The organism is Herbidospora sp. NBRC 101105 (assembly GCF_030269205.1).
Taxonomy (GTDB): domain Bacteria; phylum Actinomycetota; class Actinomycetes; order Streptosporangiales; family Streptosporangiaceae; genus Herbidospora; species Herbidospora solisilvae.
Genome location: NZ_BSSX01000005.1, coordinates 602609 through 622018, shown reverse-complemented (window position 1 = coordinate 622018; position 19410 = coordinate 602609). Strand labels below are relative to the sequence as shown.

Sequence of the window (19410 nt, the reverse complement as noted above, 5' to 3'; positions counted from 1 at the left end):
TTCAGTCCTCGGCGGGGGCCTCGGGAGCGGCGGGAGCCGCCGAGTCGGCCGAGGCCGCGGAGGCGAAGCAGACGACCTTGGCACCCTCAGGCGCGTCGGGACCGTCACTGGAGAACGACGGGCCGGCCTTGCCGGACTCGTCGGCGGTGGTGTGCGTCGGGCCTTCGGGAGCGGCCGGCTGCGCCGCGTCGACGCCCGCCTTGACCCCCGCCTCGCCCGCCGGGATCGCGGTGATGACCTTTCCGAACTCGACGGGCTCGCCCGGCTTGCCGTGGAACGGCCGCGCGGGCAGGGTCACCGGTTCGCCGTCTCCTCCGGTGAGGGGAACGGCGGTCATCACGTCGCCGACCTTGCCGGCCTCGCCGGGCGGGACCGGCACCGGGACCGCCGAGGCGACGTCCGCGCCAGGCTCGGCGGGAATCGCCGGGATCGCCTTGGTGATGGAGAGGCCGGCGACCTCCTTGCCGTCGATGGTGACGACGCCTTCCTTGATCTCGATGCCCTCGCCTCCGGCCGTGCAGGCGATGGTGCCCCCGACCGGCTTGAGGGTCGGAGCGTCGTCGGTGGCGTTGGCGGCGCCGGTGACGCCGAAGGTCACGGCCAGGGCCAGCAGGCCTGCTGCGGCCAGGCGGCGGTGTTTCACGTGGAACATCTCCTTCGTTCGGTTGATCAGCCACACTGGCGGCGCGTACCTGAAGCCAGGCTGAAGACCGGCTCTTCAGGTTGGCTTTAGGTGCTCTTTGCCAGGCTGGCGGCATGCGCGTGCTGCTGGTGGAGGACGAACGGCGTCTGGCCGACCTGGTGAAGTCGGGCCTGGCCGACGAGGGGTTCGCGGTCGACGTCGCGCACGACGGGGCCGAAGGCCTGTGGCTGGCGGGGGAGCACGACTACGACGCGATCGTGCTCGACGTGATGCTCCCCCGGCTCAACGGCTACGCGGTCTGCCGCCGGCTCCGCGACGACGGCAACTGGACCCCGATCATGATCCTCACCGCCAAGGACGGCGAGTACGACGAGGCCGAGGCCCTCGACACCGGCGCCGACGACTTCCTGTCGAAACCGTTCTCCTACGTGGTCCTGCTGGCCCGGCTCCGCGCGCTCGTCCGGCGCGGCAAGGCGGCGCGGCCGGTCGCGCTGACCGTGGGGGACCTGGTCGTCGACCCGGCCGGACTGCGCTGCCGCCGGGGCGAGGCCGACATCGCCCTCACGCCCAAGGAGTTCGCCGTGCTGCACGCGCTGGCCAGACGTCCGGGAGAGGTCGTCTCCAAGGCCGACCTGCTGGCCCAGGCGTGGGACTTCGCGTACGACGGCGACCCGAGCATCATCGAGGTCTACATCAGCGCCCTGCGGCGCAAGATCGACGCGCCTTTCGGCCGGACGTCCCTGGTCACCGTCCGGGGCGCCGGCTACCGGCTGGAATCATGAGCGGCTGGTCGGTACGCCTGCGCGCCACCGTGACGGTCACCGTCATCGTGGCGGCCGCCCTGGGCGTCGCCGCCGCCGTGCTGATCGGGGTGTTGCGGACCAGCCTGGTCACCGGCACCGCCGACGAGGCGGGCCGCCGGGCCGACCAGGTCGCGACGCTGATCGCCGCTCCGGCCGCGCCACTCGGGCCGGTCACGTCGGCCGTGCCCGCCCGGCCGCTCGGGCCGCTCGTGGTGGACGAGGAGGCCGCGCCCGTCACCGGCGTCAGAACCGACCCCTCCGCCGGCACGCTGGTGATCACCGGGCCGGGGGAGCCGGCCGGTGCGGCCGGTGCGCCGGCCGCCGGCTCGACCGGGGTGACCGGGGCTGGGCAGCCGGTCAACGCGGCCGAGGCGCCGCCGACCGGGGGCACGATCGCGATCACCGATCCGAACGTGATCGTCGGGCACTTCGACCCGGCGCTGCCCGTGGGGACCGTGGCCGCCGGCGACGGGTACGTCACCGCCACCCGGGCGCTCGACGCGACGACCGCGGTCTCGGTGCGGGCGTCGTTGGGGCCGACGCAGGTGGCGCTGGAGACGCTGACCTGGGTGCTCGCCGTCGGGATTCCGCTGCTGCTGGCCATGGTGGCCGCGCTGACGTGGTTCTCGGTCGGCCGGGCGCTCGCGCCGGTGGCGGCGATCCGCGCGAAGCTGGCCGACATCACCGCCCGCGACCTGCACCAGCGGGTGCCCGAGCCGAAGGCCCGTGACGAGATCGCCGCCCTGGCCACGACCGTCAACGGCACCCTCGACCGCCTGGAGACCGCCGTCGGCCTGCACAAACGGTTCGTCGCCGACGCCGCGCACGAGCTGCGCAGCCCGATCGCCACCCTGCGCACCCGGCTGGAGATCGGCGAGCGCGACGCGCCCGCGCTGGCCAAGGAGTCGCTGACCGACGTCACCCGGCTCCAGTCGCTCGCCGCCGACCTGCTGGTGCTGGCGCGGCTCGACGCCGGGGAACCGCTGCGCCTCCAGGAGGTCGACCTGGGGCAACTCGCGACGGAGGAGGCGCTGCGTTCCCCCGTGCCGATTGACCTGGACGTCGCACCCGGCGTGGTGGTGCAGGGCTCCCCCTCCCAGCTCACCCGGGTGATCACGAACCTGATCGCCAACGCCGTGCGGCACCGCTCGTCGAGTGTGTCGGTACGCGTCGCGCCCGGCCCCGTCCTCGAAGTGCTCGACGACGGGCCGGGCATCCCCGAGGAGCACCGGGAGACCGTCTTCCACCGGTTCACCCGGCTCGACGAGGCTCGCGACCGCGACGCCGGCGGGGCCGGGCTCGGGCTCGCCATCGCGCGGGAGATCGTCGCCGCCCACGGCGGCACGCTGACGATCGAGGACAGCCCGCGCGGCGCGCTGTTCCGGATGACCCTTCCCTAGTACTCCAGCCACTGCTGCATGCGGGTGATGAGCTCCTCGGCGTCGACGGGCTTGGTGACGTAGTCGCTGGCGCCCGCCGACAGGGTCTTCTCGCGGTCGCCGTGCATGGCCTTGGCGGTGACGGCGATGATCGGCAGGTTGGCGAAGCGGGGCATCTTGCGGATGGCGGCCGTGGCGGCGTAGCCGTCCATCTCGGGCATCATGATGTCCATCAGGACGAGGTCGACGTCTTCGTGGCGGGCCAGCACCTCGATGCCCTTGCGGCCGTTCTCGGCGTACAAGACCTGCATTCCGTGCAGTTCCAGGATGTTGGTCAGCGCGAAGACGTTGCGGACGTCGTCGTCCACCACCAGGACCTTCCGGCCGATCAGGCCGGTGTCGACGTTTTCCACAGCCTGTGGACGCTCGTCGGGGCTCGCCTCCACGAGCGGCAGCACCGCCCCCGGGTCCTGGGCGGTCAGGTGAAGTGTGATGCGTTCGCGCAGCTCGTCGAGGCTGGGCAGGCGCTCCAGCGGCTGGGTCTGCGACCGGCCCTGGAGGAGGTTCTCCTGCGGCCGGGTCAGGGTGCGGGTGTGGTGGGCCAGGATCGGGAGCTCCCGCAGGGCGTGGTGTTCGTCGAGGCGGCGCAGGAACTCGGCGGCGGCGTCCTGCGGCATGCCGAGGTCGAGGACGATGCACTGGTAGCCGCCCTGCATGAGCGCGGTCATCGCCGTGTCGGGGTCGTTGGCCGTCGACACCCAGACCGGGCCGTGCGACTCGCCCAGGTCGGCGACGACCGACTCGGCGAGCTGGGCCAGCAGGCCGTTCGGGCGTGACTCGACCACCAGCAGGTGGCGGCCCTCGCGGGTCAGCGGGATCTGCGTGATCCGCCGCGGCGGGTCGAGGCGCGGCGGCTGGCTCATCGGCATCGCCTCGGTCAGCGGGATGAACAGGCTGAACGTCGACCCTTCGCCGAGCTTGCTGACCGCCCTGATCTCGCCGTCGAGCAGCGCCGCGATCTCGCGGCTGATCGACAGGCCCAGCCCGGTGCCGCCGTAGCGGCGGCTCGTGGTGCCGTCGGCCTGCTGGAAGGCGTCGAAGATCTGCGACAGGTTGCCCTCGGCGATGCCGATGCCGGTGTCGACGACGTGGAAGGCCAGCATGTCGTCGGGGGCGTGCTCGATCCGCAGCTCCACCGAACCGCGCTCGGTGAACTTGATCGCGTTCGACAGCAGGTTCCTGAGCACCTGCCGGAGCCGCTGCTCGTCCATGAGCAGGTGGCCCGGCACGTCGGGCCCCACGACCACGTCGAAGCGCAGGCCCTTCTCCGTGGTCAGCGGCCGGAAGGTCGCCTCGACGTAGTCGAGCAGCTGCCGCAGCGGCATGGACTCCAGCGTGATGTTCATCTTCCCGGCCTCGATCTTCGACAGGTCGAGGATGTCGTTGATGAGCTGGAGCAGGTCGGTGCCGGCCGAGTGGATGACGTTGGCGTACTCGACCTGCTTGGCGGTGAGGTTGCGGGCCGGGTTCTGCGCGAGCAACTGGGCCAGGATGAGCAGCGAGTTCAGGGGTGTGCGCAGCTCGTGGCTCATGTTGGCGAGGAACTCGCTCTTGTACTTGGACGCCAGCGCGAGCTGCTGGGCACGGTCTTCGAGCTCCTGGCGGGCCTGCTCGATCTCGCTGTTCTTCGTCTCGATGTCGCGGTTCTGCTGGGCCAGCAGCTCGGCTTTCTCCTCCAGTTCGGCGTTGGAGCGCTGGAGCTCCTCCTGCCGGACCTGGAGCTCGGTGGCCAGGCGCTGCGACTCGACCAGCAGGGTGTCGGTCCGGGCGTTGGCGACGATCGTGTTGACGTTCACGCCGATCGTCTCGACGAGCTGGCTCAGGAACGTGCGGTGGATCGCGGTGAAGCGGTTGAGGCTGGCCAGCTCGATCACGCCCAGGACCTGGTCTTCGACCACGATCGGCAACACGATCAGGTGGACCGGGCCGGCCGCGCCGAGGCTGGAGGAGATCGTCAGGTAGCCGGGGGCGATGTCCTCGACCAGGATCGGCTGCCTGGCCACGGCGGCCTGGCCGACGAGGGACTCGCCGAACTCGAAGCGGCGGTCGTGGTCGCGGTGGCCGTAACTGCCGACCACCTGGAGGGTGCCGGTCTCCTCGACCAGGAGGAAGGTGCCGTACTGGGCGTTGACCAGCGGGGCCAGTTCGTTCATGACCAGCTCGGCCACCACCGCGAGGTCGCGGTGGCCCTGGGTCAGGCCCGAGATGGCGGCCAGGTTGGTCTTCAGCCAGTCCTGCTGCTTGTTGGCGAGTGTCGTCTCGCGGAGCGACTTCACCATCGAGTTGATGTTGTCCTTGAGCTCGGCGACCTCGCCGGAGGCGTCCACGGTGATCGACCTGGTCAGGTCGCCCGAGGTCACGGCGCTGGTCACCTCGGCGATGGCGCGCACCTGCCGGGTCAGGTTCCCGGCCAGCTCGTTGACGTTCTCGGTGAGGCGCTTCCACGTGCCCGAGACGCCCTCGACCTCGGCTTGGCCGCCGAGGCGGCCTTCCGAACCGACCTCGCGGGCGACGCGGGTGACCTCGGCGGCGAAGCTGGAGAGCTGGTCGACCATCGTGTTGATGGTGGTCTTCAGTTCGAGGATCTCGCCGCGCGCGTCGACGTCGATCTTCCTGGTCAGGTCGCCCTGCGCCACCGCCGTGGTGACCTGGGCGATGTTCCGCACCTGGTTGGTGAGGTTGTTGGCCATCGAGTTGACGTTGTCGGTGAGGTCCTTCCAGGTGCCGGCCACGTTGGGCACGCGGGCCTGACCGCCGAGCTGGCCCTCGGTGCCCACCTCGCGGGCGACGCGGGTGACCTCGTCGGCGAAGGCGCTGAGCGTGTCGACCATCCGGTTCAGGGTCGCGGCCAGCGCCTCCACCTCGCCCCGGGCCTCGATGGTGATCTTCTGGCTCAGGTCGCCCCGGGCGACCGCCGTGGCGACCTGCGCGATCGACCGCACCTGGCTGGTGAGGTTGGACGCCATCACGTTGACGTTGTCGGTCAGGTCCTTCCAGGTGCCCGACACGCCCCGCACGGTGGCCTGCCCGCCCAGGTTCCCCTCGGTGCCGACCTCGCGGGCGACGCGGGTGACCTCGTCGGCGAAGGCGCTGAGCTGGTCGACCATCGTGTTGATGGTCTCCTTGAGCTCCATGATCTCGCCGCGGGCGTCCACGCGGATCTTCTGGGTCAGGTCGCCCTTGGCGACCGCCGTGGTGACCTCGGCGATGGAGCGGACCTGGGCGGTCAGGTTGTCGGCCATGACGTTGACCGACTCGGTGAGGGCCTTCCAGGTGCCGGACACGCCCTTCACGTCGGCCTGGCCGCCCAGCCGCCCTTCGGTGCCGACCTCGCGGGCGACGCGGGTGACCTCGTCGGCGAAGCTGGAAAGCTGGTCGACCATCGTGTTCAGGGTGTTCTTGAGTTCGAGGATCTCGCCGCGCGCGGAGACGGTGATCTTCTGGCTGAGGTCGCCCCGGGCGACCGCCGTGGCCACCTGGGAGATGTTGCGGACCTGGTCGGTGAGATTGCCGGCCATGTAGTTGACCGAGTCGGTGAGGTCGCGCCAGGTTCCGGAGACGCCTTTCACGTCGGCCTGGCCGCCCAGCCGGCCGTCGGTGCCGACCTCGCGGGCGACGCGCGTCACCTCGTCGGCGAACGAACTGAGCTGGTCGACCATCGTGTTGATGGTGTTCTTCAGTTCGAGGATCTCGCCCCGGGCGTCGACGGTGATCTTCTGCGACAGGTCGCCCTTCGCCACGGCCGTGGTGACCTGGGCGATCGAACGCACCTGGTCGGTGAGGTTGCCGGCCATGAAGTTGACCGAGTCGGTGAGGTCGCGCCAGGTGCCGGACACGCCCTTCACGTCGGCCTGGCCGCCCAACCGGCCGTCGGTGCCGACCTCTCGGGCGACTCGGGTGACCTCGTCGGCGAAGCTGGAAAGTTGGTCCACCATCGTGTTGAGGGTGTTCTTCAGCTCCAGGATCTCGCCCCGGACGTCCACCGTGATCTTCCTGGACAGGTCGCCCTTCGCCACCGCCGTGGCCACCTGGGCGATGTCGCGCACCTGGTCGGTCAGGTTGCCGGCCATGGCGTTCACCGAATCGGTGAGGTCCTTCCAGGTGCCCGAGACGCCCGGCACGTCGGCCTGACCACCCAGCTGGCCCTCGGTGCCGACCTCTCGGGCGACGCGGGTGACCTCGCTGGTGAACAGGGAGAGCTGGTCGACCATGCCGTTGAAGACGGTCGCGATCTCCTTCAGCAGGCCGTCGCCGTCGTCGGTGGGGAGCCGGGTGCCGAAGTCGCCGTCACGGACCGCCGTCAGACCGGCGAGCAACTGGCGGAGATCGAGTTCCCGTTCACGCTTGATCGTGTCCACACCCGCTCCATATTCCTGGCCATCGTTTGGCCTTTCCACCGTAGAACCTGAACCTGGCCGGGTCACCACACGTACCTCCCGCTGATGAGCGCGATTCGGCTATTGGCGACCGGTCTCGTACTGCTGCTGGTCGTCGCCTGTTCCGGTACGGATCCGGCGGATCCCGACGTGCGGTTCTCCCTGGAGATGATCCCCCACCACCGGCAGACCCTCCAGCTGGCGGAGATGGCCAAAGGACGGGCGTACAGCGACTGGATCAAGACGGCCTCGGCCGAGATCAGGGCGCAGGGACCGGCGGACCTGCAGATGATGGCAAGCTGGCTCTCCACCTGGGAGATCCCCGAACCTCCCGGCGGCGCCCGGCCCATCGGCCCCGGCAACGTCACCGACGCGGAGTTCGCGAAACTCCAGGGCCTCACCGGCCAGGCCTTCGACAACACCTGGTACGGCCTCATGTCCCGGCACCTGGAAGCCGGCATGACGATCGGCCGGATCGTGCTCGCGGTCGGCGACCACTCACCGACGGCCGACCTGGCCCGGAGATTGGTCAATGATCAAGAGGAGATGCTCGCGGAGATCGGGAGTCAACTGGCCTAGGCTGGGCGGTAGTCGAAATCCGGGGAGGCGATGCCAGTGGCCAACGACCTCCTCCTTTCCCTTGACCTCGACCAGTTGGCCGTGCCGGCGGTGCGCCGCGACGTGACCGAGTGCGCCGGGGCGGCGGGGCTGTCGGGGGTGGGGCTCGACGACTTCGTCCTGGCCGTCCACGAGGCGGTGACCAACGCGTTGCGCTATGCGCAGTCACCGCGGGTGCTGCGGTTGTGGCGCGAGGGCGACCGGGTGTTGTGCGAGGTGTCGGACGGAGGGCCGGGGATCGCGAGCGGGCCGTCGCGGACGCCTACGGGCGGGCGGGGGTTGTGGCTGATGCACCGGCTGACGACGATCGTGGTGAGCACGGCGCCTGAGGGGACGACGGTCCGGCTGACGGTGGGGTTGTCGCGGGGCTGAGAGTGCTCGGCGGGATCATGGCGCGGGCTTCGCCTGAAGGGATGAGGCTTGCTCGGGCGGTTGGGCTGAGAGAGCTGCGTCGCCTCGGATCTGCGCCGCCTCGGATCTGCGCGCGGTTTTCGCCGACTGAGGTGTCCTATCGCGCCCCGGCGGCCCGTATGTATGGGCCTGAGGCTGCGGCGGTGATTGATATGCGGCGGTCCAGCCTCTATTGAGGCTGTCGCCTGTAGCACGGGCGTGTCATTGCAGGCTGGGATGCGGCTGTGCTGGTTCGACGATCAGCGCATGCTGGGGAGCATCCGGCGTCATGCGAGATCGGCCGGGATTGTGCCTGAGTCCGCGGAGCTGATGCGTGTGTCTCGCGTTGTTTCTGTGGGTGGAATTCGTAGCCAGGGTTGCCGCCGGTAGACGTTTTCTGTCGGCAAGCCAGAGGAAGCGACGTCTGTACCTCTAAGTCAGAGGAAGCGACGTTTGTGCCTCAGTTCCCTCTGAGCGTGATGGCTGCGTCGAAAGTCCCGGCAGCACAAGAGCCGATAAGGCCTGGTGTCATCGCGGGAACCTCCGCAGGTCAGGAGGTTGGTCGCTGGACCTGCGGCATGCCGGGGTCGGAGACCTGTGGCGGCGACTGGTCGAGGTCGTGCCCCGGTTCGCGTCTGGTTGAGGAGTCACTCGGAGTTGCCGCCGGCGCTGTGGTTCTCGTACCGGGGCGTGGTCGTCTGTCGGATGTCCCGGAAGGGCCGGTTCGGTGTCGATCGGGTGGTCGACTGTGGGAGTGTGGGACCGGCATCGGCGGGGTTCGCGGGGCCTCCGGAGGGGGCGGAGTGCGGCTGACGCAGGGGTTCGTGCGGGGCTAAGCTCGTGGCTCACCTGGGGTCTCGTCTCTTTCGCTGATAGCAGAGCCCTCCTCGGTACGGCTTTCGCGGCTGAAATCGTCGGGGGGATAAAGTGTTGTATTCGGCGCGCGGCCCGGGGGCGGAACCGGGCGTTTGTCTCACCCGGGAAATGGGGTCATCACTATGAAGAAGCTGCTCCTTCTTGCCATCGTTGCCGTCGTTGGCCTGCTGTTCTGGCGTAAGGTCCAGGCCGATCGGGCCGAGCTCGACCTCTGGACCGAGGCGACCGGCAGCGAGAACTGATCTTCGTGATCAAGTTGGCCTGCCTCGACCTGGCGGGCACCACGATCGGCGACGTCGCCCTGGTCGAACGGGCGTTCGCCGAGTCGATCGCGACGCAGGGCATCGTCCCCGGGACCAGCGCGTACGCACGCGCGATGGTGCAGGTGCACCGGTCCCGGGGCTGCCCCAAGATCGACGTATTCCGGGGGATCTTCCCCGACAACGAGGCGCAGGCTCAGGCCGCCAACCTGACCTTCGAGCGCTCCTACGAGGGGTCCATCGAGCGTGCCGGCGTCACGCCGCTCCCCGGGACCGTCGAGGCGCTCGAGAAGCTGCGCGGGGCCGGGATCAAGATCGCTCTGGTGACCGGGTTCTCCCGGGGCACGATGGGCCGCGTCCTGGGCGCCCTCGGCTGGTACGACCGCGTCGACCTGGCGCTTTCGCCGGAAGACTGCGGACGCGGGCGGCCCTACCCCGACATGATCCTCACAGCGGTCATGAAGCTGGGAATCGAGGACGTCCGCGACGTCGCCGTCGCCGGCGACACCGAGAGCGACATGCTCTCCGCACGGCGCGCGGGGGCCTCCGTGGTGGCCGGAGTGCTGACGGGCGTGCACAGCCGTGATCGGCTGACCGCCGGCGGGGCGACCCACATACTGGAGTCGATTGCCGATTTCCCGGCCGTGGTGATGGGGAGCGACGTGGCCGCCGTCCGGTGAGTGGCGGGCACGTTGAGATCCTTGCTACGGTGTAGCGACGTCTGCTCGGTGCGGGCGCGATCGGGGCCTTAGCTCAGCTGGCAGAGCGCCTGCTTTGCAAGCAGGATGTCAGGAGTTCGAATCTCCTAGGCTCCACCCACGTTAAAGCCCAGGTCAGAGGCCATTCCTCTGCCTGGGCTTCAGTGTTTCTCAGGGCTGGTTTTTCTTCCGTGCCCGTTGCGTGCCCGATGGCTTTTCTTGTGCCCGTCGGGCTAGGTCGTCGAGCTTGTCGGCTATCTCGCGCTGTCGCTCGTCGGTGGAGTGCTGGTAGATGAGGGCGGCGCGGGAGCTGCTGTGGCCCATCCGCTTCATGAGGTCGCGGGTTGAGGCTCCGGCGTTGGCGGCGAGGGTGTTGCCGGTGTGGCGGAGGTCGTGGAAGTGGATCTTCGGGAGCTCTGCGTCAGCCAGGGCCTTGGACCAGACGCGGCGGTTGAAGTTGACGTTGCGAAGCGGGCCGTTGTCCGGGCCAATGAACACCAGGGCGTCGTCTGCCTCCAACGTGAAGTCCTTCAGGTGGTCGCGGATGTCGTCGAGGATCAAGCCCGGCATGGCTACCATGCGCTTGCCTGCTTCCGACTTTGGGTCGGTGTAGACCAAGCCCTGTCCGGTGACCGTGATGAGCTGACGCCTGACGCGGACTACGCCGGTCTCCATGTCGATGTCCTGACGCTGGAGGCCCGCGAGTTCGCCCCAGCGGAGGCCGGCGAAAGTCGCCATCAGGATCAGCGCCCGATAGCGGCCTTCGACGACGTCGGCCAGGCGGAAGACCTGGGCGACCGAGAGGATCGGGCGCTCTGGGGACTTCTCTTGTCCCGCGCCCTTGATTCGGCACGGGTTGCGCTTGATCAGCAGGTCGTCGACCGCCGTGGTCATGATGGCCTTGAGGAGCCGGTACGCCTTGGCGACGGTCACCGCGCTTACGCCCGCGTCCAAGAGGGTCTTGCGCCAGCGCCGGACCTGAGGATCCTTGATTTCGGCGATGGCTCGTTCGCCGAAGGTCGGCACGAGGTGGTTGCGGAACAGGTAGCCGTAGAGCTCTACCGTCCGGGGGCGTAGGTTCGGGCGCTCGTCGATCCAGTCGCGGCCGTACTTGCTGAGGAGGATCTTCCCGGCGTCTGGATCAATCCAGTCGTCGTTGAGGATCTCCGCCTCTTTCTTCGTGAGCCAGATGTCCGCGTCCGTCTTGGTCGCGAAGGTCTCCGGGGCCGGTCTGTCGACACCGTCCGGACCGGAGTAGCGAGCCTGCCAGCGGCCCGACGGCAGTTGCCGAACTCGTCCGAACCGGCGCTTTGAGGTCTTCTTGTTCTTGCTCATTGCGTGGCCTTTCGGGAACGGGGCACGACCGCCAAGACGACGCCAGCGGAGATATAGGCCTCAAGCGCGGCTTCGGGGATGCGGACGTGGCGGCCGACATGGACGAACGTGATGCGGCGCTCTTCGATCAGTCGGCGGGCGAACCGGACGCTTGTGTTCAGGCGGTCTGCCGTCTCTTCTACGGTCAGGAGGCGACCGGCGGTGATCGTCATGCCGCGCTCCTCTCGCCTGTCGAAAGATCTTGGCCATCCGCTGCGGCTTGAAGTTGGTTCAGGTGAGCGCGCCAGCGGAGGCGTTCGCGGATGGAGCGCAGCAGCCGGACCCGGATCGGAGGTAGGTCGGGGTCTCCGGCCTTTACGGGTGACCAGACGTAACGGCCTACGTCAGCGGGTTCGTCGGTGATGCCGAGTGCTTCCAGGACCCAGGTCCGGCGGTCGGCCTTGTGTTCGGTCAGGGTCTTGTTGGACCACTTGCGAGAGACGAGCACGCGGCGTCCGCCGTAGCCGAGATGTTCGGGCTTGTGAGCCTTGGCCCTGCACCGCCCGGGGATCATGCCCGGCTTGGCGTTCTTGGGCTGCACCCCGTAGCGCAGCCAGTTCGGGCAGGTCGGCGTGCACGGTTCGTAGCGCAGCACCTCAAGAAGCCGGTCCGCGTGGTCCCGGGCGGCTTGGGAGTCGGCGGCCTGACCGAGTGACTTGGTCAGGTATTTGGAGACGTAGCGGATGGCCTGGTCTGCATCCGGAGTGCCCGACAGGATGCCCTGTGCGTCGACCTGTGCGCCGAAGCGGACGACGTGGAGTGGCTGGGCGTCGGGGTCGGCGTCGAGCTGGTCGAGGGCCTCATCCCAGGTGGGGAGGATCTCGCCGCTGTCCGGGTCGAGGTAGCCGGCCTTTTCATCCCACACCGGCAGGTGGCCGCCCTCGAAGCGGACCGTTTCGCAGGAAGGCCACCAGACCTGGTGGTAGGTGGCCGCAGCTACGGCGCGGATGTCAGCGCGGGACATGCTGCCGCGCATGGCCATGTGCAGGTGCGGCGCCAGGCGCTTTTGCATCTCCACCGACGCGAAGTATTGGACGTCATAGCCCGCCACCCTGCGAAGGTTCTGCACGAAGCGGTCGATCAGCTTGGAGAAGTGCAGCGCGTCCCGTGCCGCCTTCACGTAGTCGTAGGTGGCCGGGTCGACCGCGACGCCGCCGTTGACCCGGCCGTAGGTGTCGAGGGTGAGTGTGATGAACATCGAGGGCCGGTAGGTGCGCCCGTCCGTGCCGGTGTAGGTGCGGCCCAGCGTGGTTGCTGTCATGGCCCGCTTGGGAAGGTCGGGCGCGTCCTGCCGCCGCCGGGTCGAGCGGGAGCGCTTGGAAGCGGTCCGGCCAAGGACGTTCCCGCGCACCCCGGCGGCGTTGATCTCGGCGTCGAGTTTGGCGATGGCCTGGTCATAGTCGTCGGTGGGGAGCCCCGCGGATTCGAGTTGGTCGCGGAGGGCCTGGGCGTCGGCGCGCCACTCGACCAGGTGCCGTTGATAGTCGTTCGGTTCGTCCCGGGTGATGGCCGGTTCGGCGGTCAGATGCCAGCCCTCACGGCACTGGGCCATCCGGAGAGCGCGGTTCCGCTTGGCACACGGCGGGCACTTGGCCTCCATCGTGGAGCCGCACGGCGCGTTGATGATGTCGCTGATCCCGGTCTTCAGATCCATGCGGCGCAGTCCCACCGGGCGGATGCAGACGCCGTTGTCGATGGCGAGAGCTTCGACCACCTCATGCGCCAGGGGCATGGCCTGCTTGATGGCGCGCGGGGTGTGCCGATCGGTCAGGTCGGTCAACGCTCACCCTCGAACTCGTCAGCCTGGTCGGGGATCATGGCGGCTTTGGTGCCGCACTCGCGGCACTCGACCAGGGCGCGGACGGGGTAGATCCACAGGCTGTCGGTGGTGCCGCAGGAGGCGCATGTGAGGTCGTCGAGCGTGTAGGCCAGTTCAGCCATTGGCGTCTCCTTCCACGAGGTCAGCGGTCAGCCGGACGAGACCCGTATAGGGCTGGGTGGTGATCTGGACATCGGCCAGGCGCAGGAAGCGGACCAGCCCGGACGGGGTAAGGCGGGCGAAGACGAGCTGTTCGGGGACGCGGGTGATCTCGGTACGGGTGCCGGTCAGGGTGAGCCTCACGCCACACCGCTCTCAAGCGCGCATCGGGCAGACTCGTGGAAGGCGACCATGGCCGCGATGTCGTCGTCAGAGACGTAGGTGGCGCGGACCCGGATCGGGTCGGGGCTGGTTTCGAGGCGGGCGTAGCCGATGCCCGCGCCCTGGGCCGGGTTGGGTGAGATGAGGTCGGCCAGGGCGCCCCGATCACGTGCGCCGTCGCCAAGAACCATGTCGACCTGCTCGGACTCATCGAGCCTGAGCGCGATCTTGTCGGGGAACAGGTTGCGGATGTTCATGACCTCTTTGCGCGGGTCCTGAAGCGCGGCCAGGACGCCGAACCCGACCGCGCGGCCCTGAGTGGTCAGCGTGGCCAGAGCAGCGGTGATGCGCTGCTTGAGGTGCTTGTCGGACTGGTAGGCGGTCAGGAACGCCACTTCGTCGACGACCACCAGGACGAAGGGCTCATCCGGCGTTGCGGTGTGGCTGCGGCGGACGCCCGCGTACTTGTCGGCGCGTTGCTGCATCTGAGCTACAGCCGTCTCCAGCAGGTCGGCGCACTCCTCCGGGGTGGCCGCGTACCGGCCGTCGAACAGAGGCTTGCCGAGAGACAGCTCCATCCGCTTGGGATCCAGCGCCCACACCTGAACCAACCCGGCCGCCATCGCGGGAAGCAGAGCCCGGATGATCGACCAGATCCACGAGCCCTTGCCGGCCCCGGTCGCCCCGGCGATCAGGACGTGAGTCCCATGGACCTTCAGCCGGTACGGCTGGCCATCCTCCTGTTCACCGACCTCCACCGGCTCGACCTCCACCGGTGGTTCGTCGGCGTGGCCACGAAGCGGAAGCGCCGGGATCGGGTCGGCCAGAGGATCGCGCCGGGGCAGCACCAGCAGCACGACACCGGGAGCATGCAGGGTGACGCGGCAACCTGTCGCGCCGAAGCCTTGGGCCAGGTGGTCGGCGCGCTTGGTCCAGTCCTCCAGGCACTGGCCCTTGAGCATGCGGACGACGACCAGGTCAGCCCACGGAGTGCAGGCCACGTTGACTAGGCGGGGCAGGTAGTCGCGGCCGTGCAGGTGACGGCCGAGGCCGGAGACGACCATGACGGGTTGCCAGTGCCGCCGGTAGATCCAGAACCGTCGCCAGGAGGCCAGCAGCGGCCAGGCAATCCACGAGGAGAACGACGGCCGGTGGATTACCGCCCAACTGGCGAGAACGGGCAGCGCCAGGCCGACCAGGAAGACACTGCCCCGCCAGTCGACCAGGATCGCGAGCGCGGCCAGGCCGCCGACCAGGGTGACGGCGATCGGGTGTCGCCAGATCAGCCGGACCAGACCGGCGATGAGTCGGATGATCCACAGGCCGATGGTGAGGAAGGCCGGAGTGCTGACCACGACCGGCTTGAACACGATCTTCGTGTCCGGGGTGGTGGTGACGAGGTTGCGCGCCTCATCCCCCGGAAGCTTGCGAAACACTAGGTTGAAGTCCTCTCGGAACATATGCAGTGGGCTGGGAGAACCGGGGCGGCCGGAGGGTCCAAGCTCCAGCCGCCCCACCTTCATGAGCGGGCGTGTCAGGCCGCCTGGTCGCTCTCGTCCGTGGCGGGCTGAGCGGTGTAGCAGGCGTCGACCGCAGCCGCCCAAGAGGCGAAGACCTCAGCCAGACGCCGCGCGTGGTCGCGATCCTCAGCGGTGATCGGGCCAAGACCCACGCCGAAGGTCACCCGGGCGGAGTGCTGGCTGATCGCCACGTGACCCGGGCCGCTCTCGCCGTGGCGGAGGTGATGAACCCTGGCGTCTTCGGCCCCGTGCAGTGAGGCGCTGATCTGGGAGACACCCGTGGTGTCGACGGCGATGGTGATGTAGCCGTAGCTGTCACTCATGCCGCGTTCTCCTTGCCGTTGGCGGCCGACTTGCCAGCGCCCGACGCCCCCATGGGGCGCGGCGTGTGCATCTCGCGGACCTTGATCGACCAGGCCAGCCGGCCCGAGCCGTTCACGTACGGCGTGACCGCGATGCCGTCGAACTCGACCGGCGTGATCGGCAGGCCCGGCATGGGCGCCGGGGGAACCGGCTGGACCGGGGCGAGGATCTTGACGGACACCGTCTTCTGCGCGGGCTTGACCTCGGGGTCGGCGTCCAGCACCGGGACCTGCCAGACCAGTTCGCCGCTCTGCTTGTCGCGGGTCTGGACGAACCGGCCGTTGGTCGAGGCGTCGAAGTCCTTGACCGGCTCGACCTCGCCGACGACGTAGCAGCCGTGCGGGAAGACCTGCGCGAAGGTGACCGAGATCGGACCCTTGAGAGCCATGTGCTTGTCTCCACTCTGACGGACGTTCGCTTGTCCACTCGTCCGACTGAGTTGAGATTAAGTCGGAGAACTCGTCCGCACAAGTTGAAAAGAAGAACGTCCCGATAAGTCCTAGTCGACCTGGTAGACGTCCTGTAGCTCGTGCAGGTCACCAGGGAGAACGACGCTCATGGCGAAGAGCGGAGTGCCTGACGGATCGTGAACTGATGCGAGCACTGCGAGCACGGGCGCGGTCGTTTCGAGGAGTTCCGACTCCTCCTTGGACGGCTTTCGGGCGGCCAGACGCTCGACGACATGGTCGACTCGGACGCGCTTGATCGCCTGGAGGTGCTGACGTACCCCCATACGCAGGGGGTCGACCCGCTCCAGGTCGGTGCCGAGCGCGAGTTCAAGTGGGAACCACATGGTCTGAAGCGACGAGGGGCGATCACCCTGCATCATGATCCGGCGACGGGCGACGACGGGAGTTCGCTCAGCGATCCCCAGGAGTCGGGCGACAGGGCGAGAAGCGGCGAGGCGCTGCACGTTGATGTCTGCAGCGGCGGCTTCGATCTCGTCGGCGACCGTCAGGCCGGGGCGCACTTGGTCGGCCGGCGACTGGGGGCGGCCCTTCACGAACGAACCTCGGCCGTGTTCGCGGGTGATCCACCCTTGCATGGCGAGAGTCTGAAGGGCTCGGACCACTGTCGTGCGACCCACACCGAGCTCACGGACCAGCTCGGTTTCCGAGGGCAGGGTTTCGCCCGGCCCGTACACGCCCGACTCGATCCGCTCTTGGATCGCCGTCATGACCTGGGCGTACTTTGGCGGCTGGAACTCTTTGCCCATCGTTATCACCCGATCGGTCTTCCACTCGTCTGCACAAGCAGACTAGCGACTATGTACGCGCCTGTCAGGACAGCAGATATTCGCCGACGTTCATCTCACCTTGCCGGTCAGTAAGTCCTGCCAGATCTGCTGCGCCTCATGCCTCAGCCAGGCGTCGCTACAACTTACCGAAGGCCTGCTTTTGGTTGTGATCGTACGGCGGATAAAGAGTAGTCCCGCCGATTCACACAATTCATAGGATATGGGGAAGTGATCAGAGCAGGTCCAAGCGATCACCCGTATCCGGAGAAAACGCAGTGCCGAATGCCATCGCAACCGCTGGGGCATCAGAGCTACAGCGGGGTGAAGCGCCGGGCATCTGGGCAAACAGAACGGGGCTTTCAAAGCCCTACCCGTTCGAAATGAACCGTTCCGGCGCTATCGACGGTGGCCGTGAAGATCAGATTCCGCGACCAGTTGTCGGGGAGAACGTTGAAGTCGTGGACGCGGAGCGTGATCTGTCCCCAGGCGTCCGTCGAATTCATCTTGCGGAGGGCAGTGCGCAGCGCGTCCATAGTGCTGGCCTGCCCGGACGTCGTCCCGCAGGCGCCGGGCTCGTTGGTGCTGCCGAGGGTCTTGAAGGTCTCCCATTCGAACATCTCGACCGGTGAGGGAGGGCCGTCGCAGCACAGGCAATCCTCGCGAGAGCTGTTTCCCTGGCCGATCGCGGTTGCGGTGACCGCGCCCCGGAGAGTGACGATCTTCCAGCCCCGGCCGTCGCATGCCGTGCACTTCTCTGGCTTTGTCATGCGGCAATCGTCGCCAGGGGAGCATTCTCAACCTATTCCCTGGGGATATTCCACGAGGAGATATAGAGTTCATCCCCCGGTGTGTCTGCGAGGTGGTGGCAATGAACGGCGAAGGATTCTCTCCAATTGTGATTCCAGGCAATGTCTGGGATCAAGAATCAACCGCCACAATACTCAGGAATCGCGACATAGCGGGGTTATTCAAACTCGCCACCAAGTACACGGGAGCGAGCCAGGTACGGCTCAGCGTCGCGACCGGCATCCCGCAGGGGCGCATCAGCCAGATCAGCCGGGGGCAGCGGCAGGTCAGTGACCTTGTCGTGTTCGAGCGGATCGCCAACGGGCTTGGCCTGCCTGATCACGCGCGTGTGCTGCTTGGGCTGGCTCCTCTCGGTCCGGCCGCCTCCGCGCGGGCGGATGACGACGAGCACCAGGAGCAGGCCGACGACCTGGCGGCGCGGCTCGACGCGGCCAGTGTTATCGACTCGACCATGGTCATGATCCTCTCGACGGATACGAACAACCTGCGGATGCTCGACCGGCGAATGGGAGCCGGTCCGATCGCCGACAAGATGCGGGCGCACATCGCGCAGATCAACAGGGCGCACCATCACGCGGTACGGCCTGGGGTACGAGCCGAGCTCGCCGAGGTGCTGGCCGAGGCGAGTTCGCTTGCCGGATGGCAGGCCATCGACACCGGGGCGGTCAACGACGCTTGGGATCACTACGAGCGTGCCAAGTCAGCGGCCCAGGAAGCCGAAAGGCCGGCTGTTCTCGCGCATGTGTCGGGTGAGCAGGCGTACACGCTGATCGAGATCGGGCGACCGGCCGAGGCGGTCGAGCTGATCCGGTACGTTCACCAGACCCACCGCGGACAGATACCCGCCCTGTTGCGAGCGTGGCTGTCGGCGGCCGAGGCTGAAGCCGCATCGGTTCTTGGTGACGAGGTCACCTGTCGTAACGCGCTGGACCAGGCCGCGCGACTGCTTCCCGAGGACGATTGGCCGGACCCGGAGTTGCCTTACCTGGCGCTCAACCGGCATCACTTGGCTCGATGGCGGGGAAACTGCCTGGTTCGGTTCGCCGATCCTGACACCGTCGAGGATCTACGTGGGGCGTTGGCGGGGATGGACGGGACGTTCAACCGGGCTGAGGCCGGGGTGCGGTGCGATCTCGGGCATGCGTTGCTGGCGGGCGGCGATCCGGATGCGGCGTTGCCTCATATCCAGAGAGCGCAGCAACTGGCGACGATGACCGGGTCACGTCGTCAGCGACGGCGGGTGGATGAGTTGGCGCGGCTGCTCAATCGGTCGCTGAACTGATCTTGGCGAGGGCGGCGTACAGGCCGATCAGCGTTCCCGAGGTCCAGATGTCGCCACGGGCGATCATGCCTTGGATGTCGCTGATGGGGATCCACTCGATCAGGTCGGCCTCTACCTCGCCGGTTGGGGAGCCGACGTATTCGGCACCTCGGGCCAGGAAGAGCAGGTGTTCGGAGTCGACCATGCCGGCCATGGGCTGGTAGGTGACCAGCGGCTCTATCGACGTGGGGCGGTAGCCGGTCTCTTCTTCGACCTCGCGGGCAGCCGTGGTCATCGGGTCTTCGCCGACCTCCACCAGGCCGCCGGGGAGTTCCCAGCCCCAGCGGTCGAACAGGAAGCGGTGCCGCCACATCAGCAGGACGTGGTCTTCGTCGTTCAGGACGACGGCGATGGCTGCCCGGTTCAAGTGGACGGCGTGGTGTTCGAAGCGCTCACCGTCCGGGATCTCGACGTCGACCAAGCCCAGCCTGATCCACTCGTTGTCGTAGACCAGTCGTTCCCCGTGAACGACCCACCGCGACCGCTCGTCATATGAAGCCACACAGCGACGTTACCGGTACGGGCAGTGATTGCGCATGCCTCAG

20 protein-coding genes and 1 tRNA gene are annotated in these 19410 nt (G+C 68.0%); 8 read left to right on the top strand and 13 right to left on the bottom strand.

The window, feature by feature from the left end:
• Nucleotide 1 precedes the first annotated feature (1 nt).
• A complete protein-coding gene (locus QSK34_RS23555) occupies nucleotides 2–643 on the bottom strand; it encodes a hypothetical protein (RefSeq protein ID WP_285586628.1) in 642 nt (213 codons plus the stop codon).
• Nucleotides 644–756: 113 nt separating this feature from the next.
• Between QSK34_RS23555 and QSK34_RS23550 the strand changes: the two genes are divergently transcribed.
• Together QSK34_RS23550 and QSK34_RS23545 are read left to right on the top strand one after the other, a co-directional pair.
• The gene (locus tag QSK34_RS23550; RefSeq protein ID WP_285586626.1) at nucleotides 757–1425 is read left to right on the top strand and encodes a response regulator transcription factor; all 669 of its coding nucleotides are present in this window, start codon (nucleotides 757–759) and stop codon (nucleotides 1423–1425) included.
• Nucleotides 1422–2846, top strand: a complete 1425-nt coding sequence (locus QSK34_RS23545; RefSeq protein ID WP_285586624.1) for a sensor histidine kinase — start codon at nucleotides 1422–1424, stop codon at nucleotides 2844–2846. The genes QSK34_RS23550 and QSK34_RS23545 overlap by 4 nt, the downstream gene beginning before the upstream one ends.
• Here the strand turns inward: QSK34_RS23545 and QSK34_RS23540 are convergent.
• A complete protein-coding gene (locus tag QSK34_RS23540; RefSeq protein ID WP_502875542.1) occupies nucleotides 2843–7234 on the bottom strand; it encodes a HAMP domain-containing protein in 4392 nt (1463 codons plus the stop codon). The two genes, QSK34_RS23545 and QSK34_RS23540, sit on opposite strands and share 4 nt — an antisense overlap.
• A 93-nt stretch (nucleotides 7235–7327) precedes the next feature.
• Between QSK34_RS23540 and QSK34_RS23535 the strand changes: the two genes are divergently transcribed.
• The 5 genes from QSK34_RS23535 to QSK34_RS23515 all read left to right on the top strand — a co-directional run bounded on the left by QSK34_RS23535 (nucleotide 7328) and on the right by QSK34_RS23515 (nucleotide 10220).
• Nucleotides 7328–7840: a DUF305 domain-containing protein gene (locus QSK34_RS23535; protein ID WP_285586620.1), complete on the top strand. Its 513-nt coding sequence runs from the start codon at nucleotides 7328–7330 to the stop codon at nucleotides 7838–7840.
• 36 nt (nucleotides 7841–7876) lie between these two features.
• The gene (locus QSK34_RS23530; RefSeq protein ID WP_285586618.1) at nucleotides 7877–8251 is read left to right on the top strand and encodes an ATP-binding protein; all 375 of its coding nucleotides are present in this window, start codon (nucleotides 7877–7879) and stop codon (nucleotides 8249–8251) included.
• A gap of 1016 nt (nucleotides 8252–9267) precedes the next feature.
• A complete protein-coding gene (locus QSK34_RS23525; RefSeq protein WP_212735470.1) occupies nucleotides 9268–9387 on the top strand; it encodes a DLW-39 family protein in 120 nt (39 codons plus the stop codon).
• Nucleotides 9388–9392: 5 nt separating this feature from the next.
• Complete coding sequence (locus QSK34_RS23520) at nucleotides 9393–10085, top strand: HAD-IA family hydrolase (protein WP_285586615.1); 693 nt, start codon at nucleotides 9393–9395, stop codon at nucleotides 10083–10085.
• Between the two features lie 62 nt (nucleotides 10086–10147).
• Nucleotides 10148–10220: transfer RNA gene (locus QSK34_RS23515), tRNA-Ala, on the top strand.
• 54 nt (nucleotides 10221–10274) lie between these two features.
• Here the strand turns inward: QSK34_RS23515 and QSK34_RS23510 are convergent.
• The 10 genes from QSK34_RS23510 to QSK34_RS23465 all read right to left on the bottom strand — a co-directional run bounded on the left by QSK34_RS23510 (nucleotide 10275) and on the right by QSK34_RS23465 (nucleotide 17504).
• Nucleotides 10275–11438, bottom strand: coding sequence for a tyrosine-type recombinase/integrase (locus QSK34_RS23510; RefSeq protein ID WP_285586613.1), 1164 nt, complete (start codon nucleotides 11436–11438; stop codon nucleotides 10275–10277).
• The gene (locus QSK34_RS23505; RefSeq protein WP_285586611.1) at nucleotides 11435–11650 is read right to left on the bottom strand and encodes an excisionase family DNA-binding protein; all 216 of its coding nucleotides are present in this window, start codon (nucleotides 11648–11650) and stop codon (nucleotides 11435–11437) included. The genes QSK34_RS23510 and QSK34_RS23505 overlap by 4 nt, the downstream gene beginning before the upstream one ends.
• Entirely contained in the window at nucleotides 11647–13257 is a 1611-nt protein-coding gene (locus tag QSK34_RS23500; RefSeq protein WP_285586610.1) for a replication initiator, read from the bottom strand. The genes QSK34_RS23505 and QSK34_RS23500 overlap by 4 nt, the downstream gene beginning before the upstream one ends.
• Nucleotides 13254–13418, bottom strand: coding sequence for a hypothetical protein (locus QSK34_RS23495; protein ID WP_285586608.1), 165 nt, complete (start codon nucleotides 13416–13418; stop codon nucleotides 13254–13256). Before QSK34_RS23495 ends, QSK34_RS23500 begins: the two co-directional genes overlap by 4 nt.
• Nucleotides 13411–13599 carry a hypothetical protein gene (locus tag QSK34_RS23490; RefSeq protein ID WP_285586606.1) on the bottom strand — a complete coding sequence of 63 codons (189 nt, stop codon included), beginning with the start codon at nucleotides 13597–13599 and terminating at the stop codon, nucleotides 13411–13413. The genes QSK34_RS23495 and QSK34_RS23490 overlap by 8 nt, the downstream gene beginning before the upstream one ends.
• The gene (locus QSK34_RS23485) at nucleotides 13596–15053 is read right to left on the bottom strand and encodes an FtsK/SpoIIIE domain-containing protein (protein WP_502875541.1); all 1458 of its coding nucleotides are present in this window, start codon (nucleotides 15051–15053) and stop codon (nucleotides 13596–13598) included. The genes QSK34_RS23490 and QSK34_RS23485 overlap by 4 nt, the downstream gene beginning before the upstream one ends.
• Before the next feature lie 98 nt (nucleotides 15054–15151).
• Nucleotides 15152–15460 carry a hypothetical protein gene (locus QSK34_RS23480; RefSeq protein WP_285586603.1) on the bottom strand — a complete coding sequence of 103 codons (309 nt, stop codon included), beginning with the start codon at nucleotides 15458–15460 and terminating at the stop codon, nucleotides 15152–15154.
• Nucleotides 15457–15888, bottom strand: a complete 432-nt coding sequence (locus QSK34_RS23475; protein ID WP_285586601.1) for a plasmid replication, integration and excision activator — start codon at nucleotides 15886–15888, stop codon at nucleotides 15457–15459. Before QSK34_RS23475 ends, QSK34_RS23480 begins: the two co-directional genes overlap by 4 nt.
• Nucleotides 15889–15999: 111 nt before the next feature.
• A complete protein-coding gene (locus QSK34_RS23470; RefSeq protein ID WP_285586599.1) occupies nucleotides 16000–16716 on the bottom strand; it encodes a GntR family transcriptional regulator in 717 nt (238 codons plus the stop codon).
• Between the two features lie 380 nt (nucleotides 16717–17096).
• Complete coding sequence (locus QSK34_RS23465; protein WP_285586597.1) at nucleotides 17097–17504, bottom strand: hypothetical protein; 408 nt, start codon at nucleotides 17502–17504, stop codon at nucleotides 17097–17099.
• 101 nt (nucleotides 17505–17605) lie between these two features.
• Here QSK34_RS23465 and QSK34_RS23460 point away from each other — a divergent pair, with 101 nt between their 5' ends.
• Nucleotides 17606–18826, top strand: coding sequence for an NsdA family TPR-like regulatory protein (locus QSK34_RS23460; RefSeq protein ID WP_285586595.1), 1221 nt, complete (start codon nucleotides 17606–17608; stop codon nucleotides 18824–18826).
• Here QSK34_RS23460 and QSK34_RS23455 read toward each other — a convergent pair.
• Nucleotides 18807–19367, bottom strand: a complete 561-nt coding sequence (locus tag QSK34_RS23455) for an NUDIX hydrolase (protein WP_285586592.1) — start codon at nucleotides 19365–19367, stop codon at nucleotides 18807–18809. The genes QSK34_RS23460 and QSK34_RS23455 overlap by 20 nt on opposite strands.
• Nucleotides 19368–19410 lie beyond the last annotated feature (43 nt).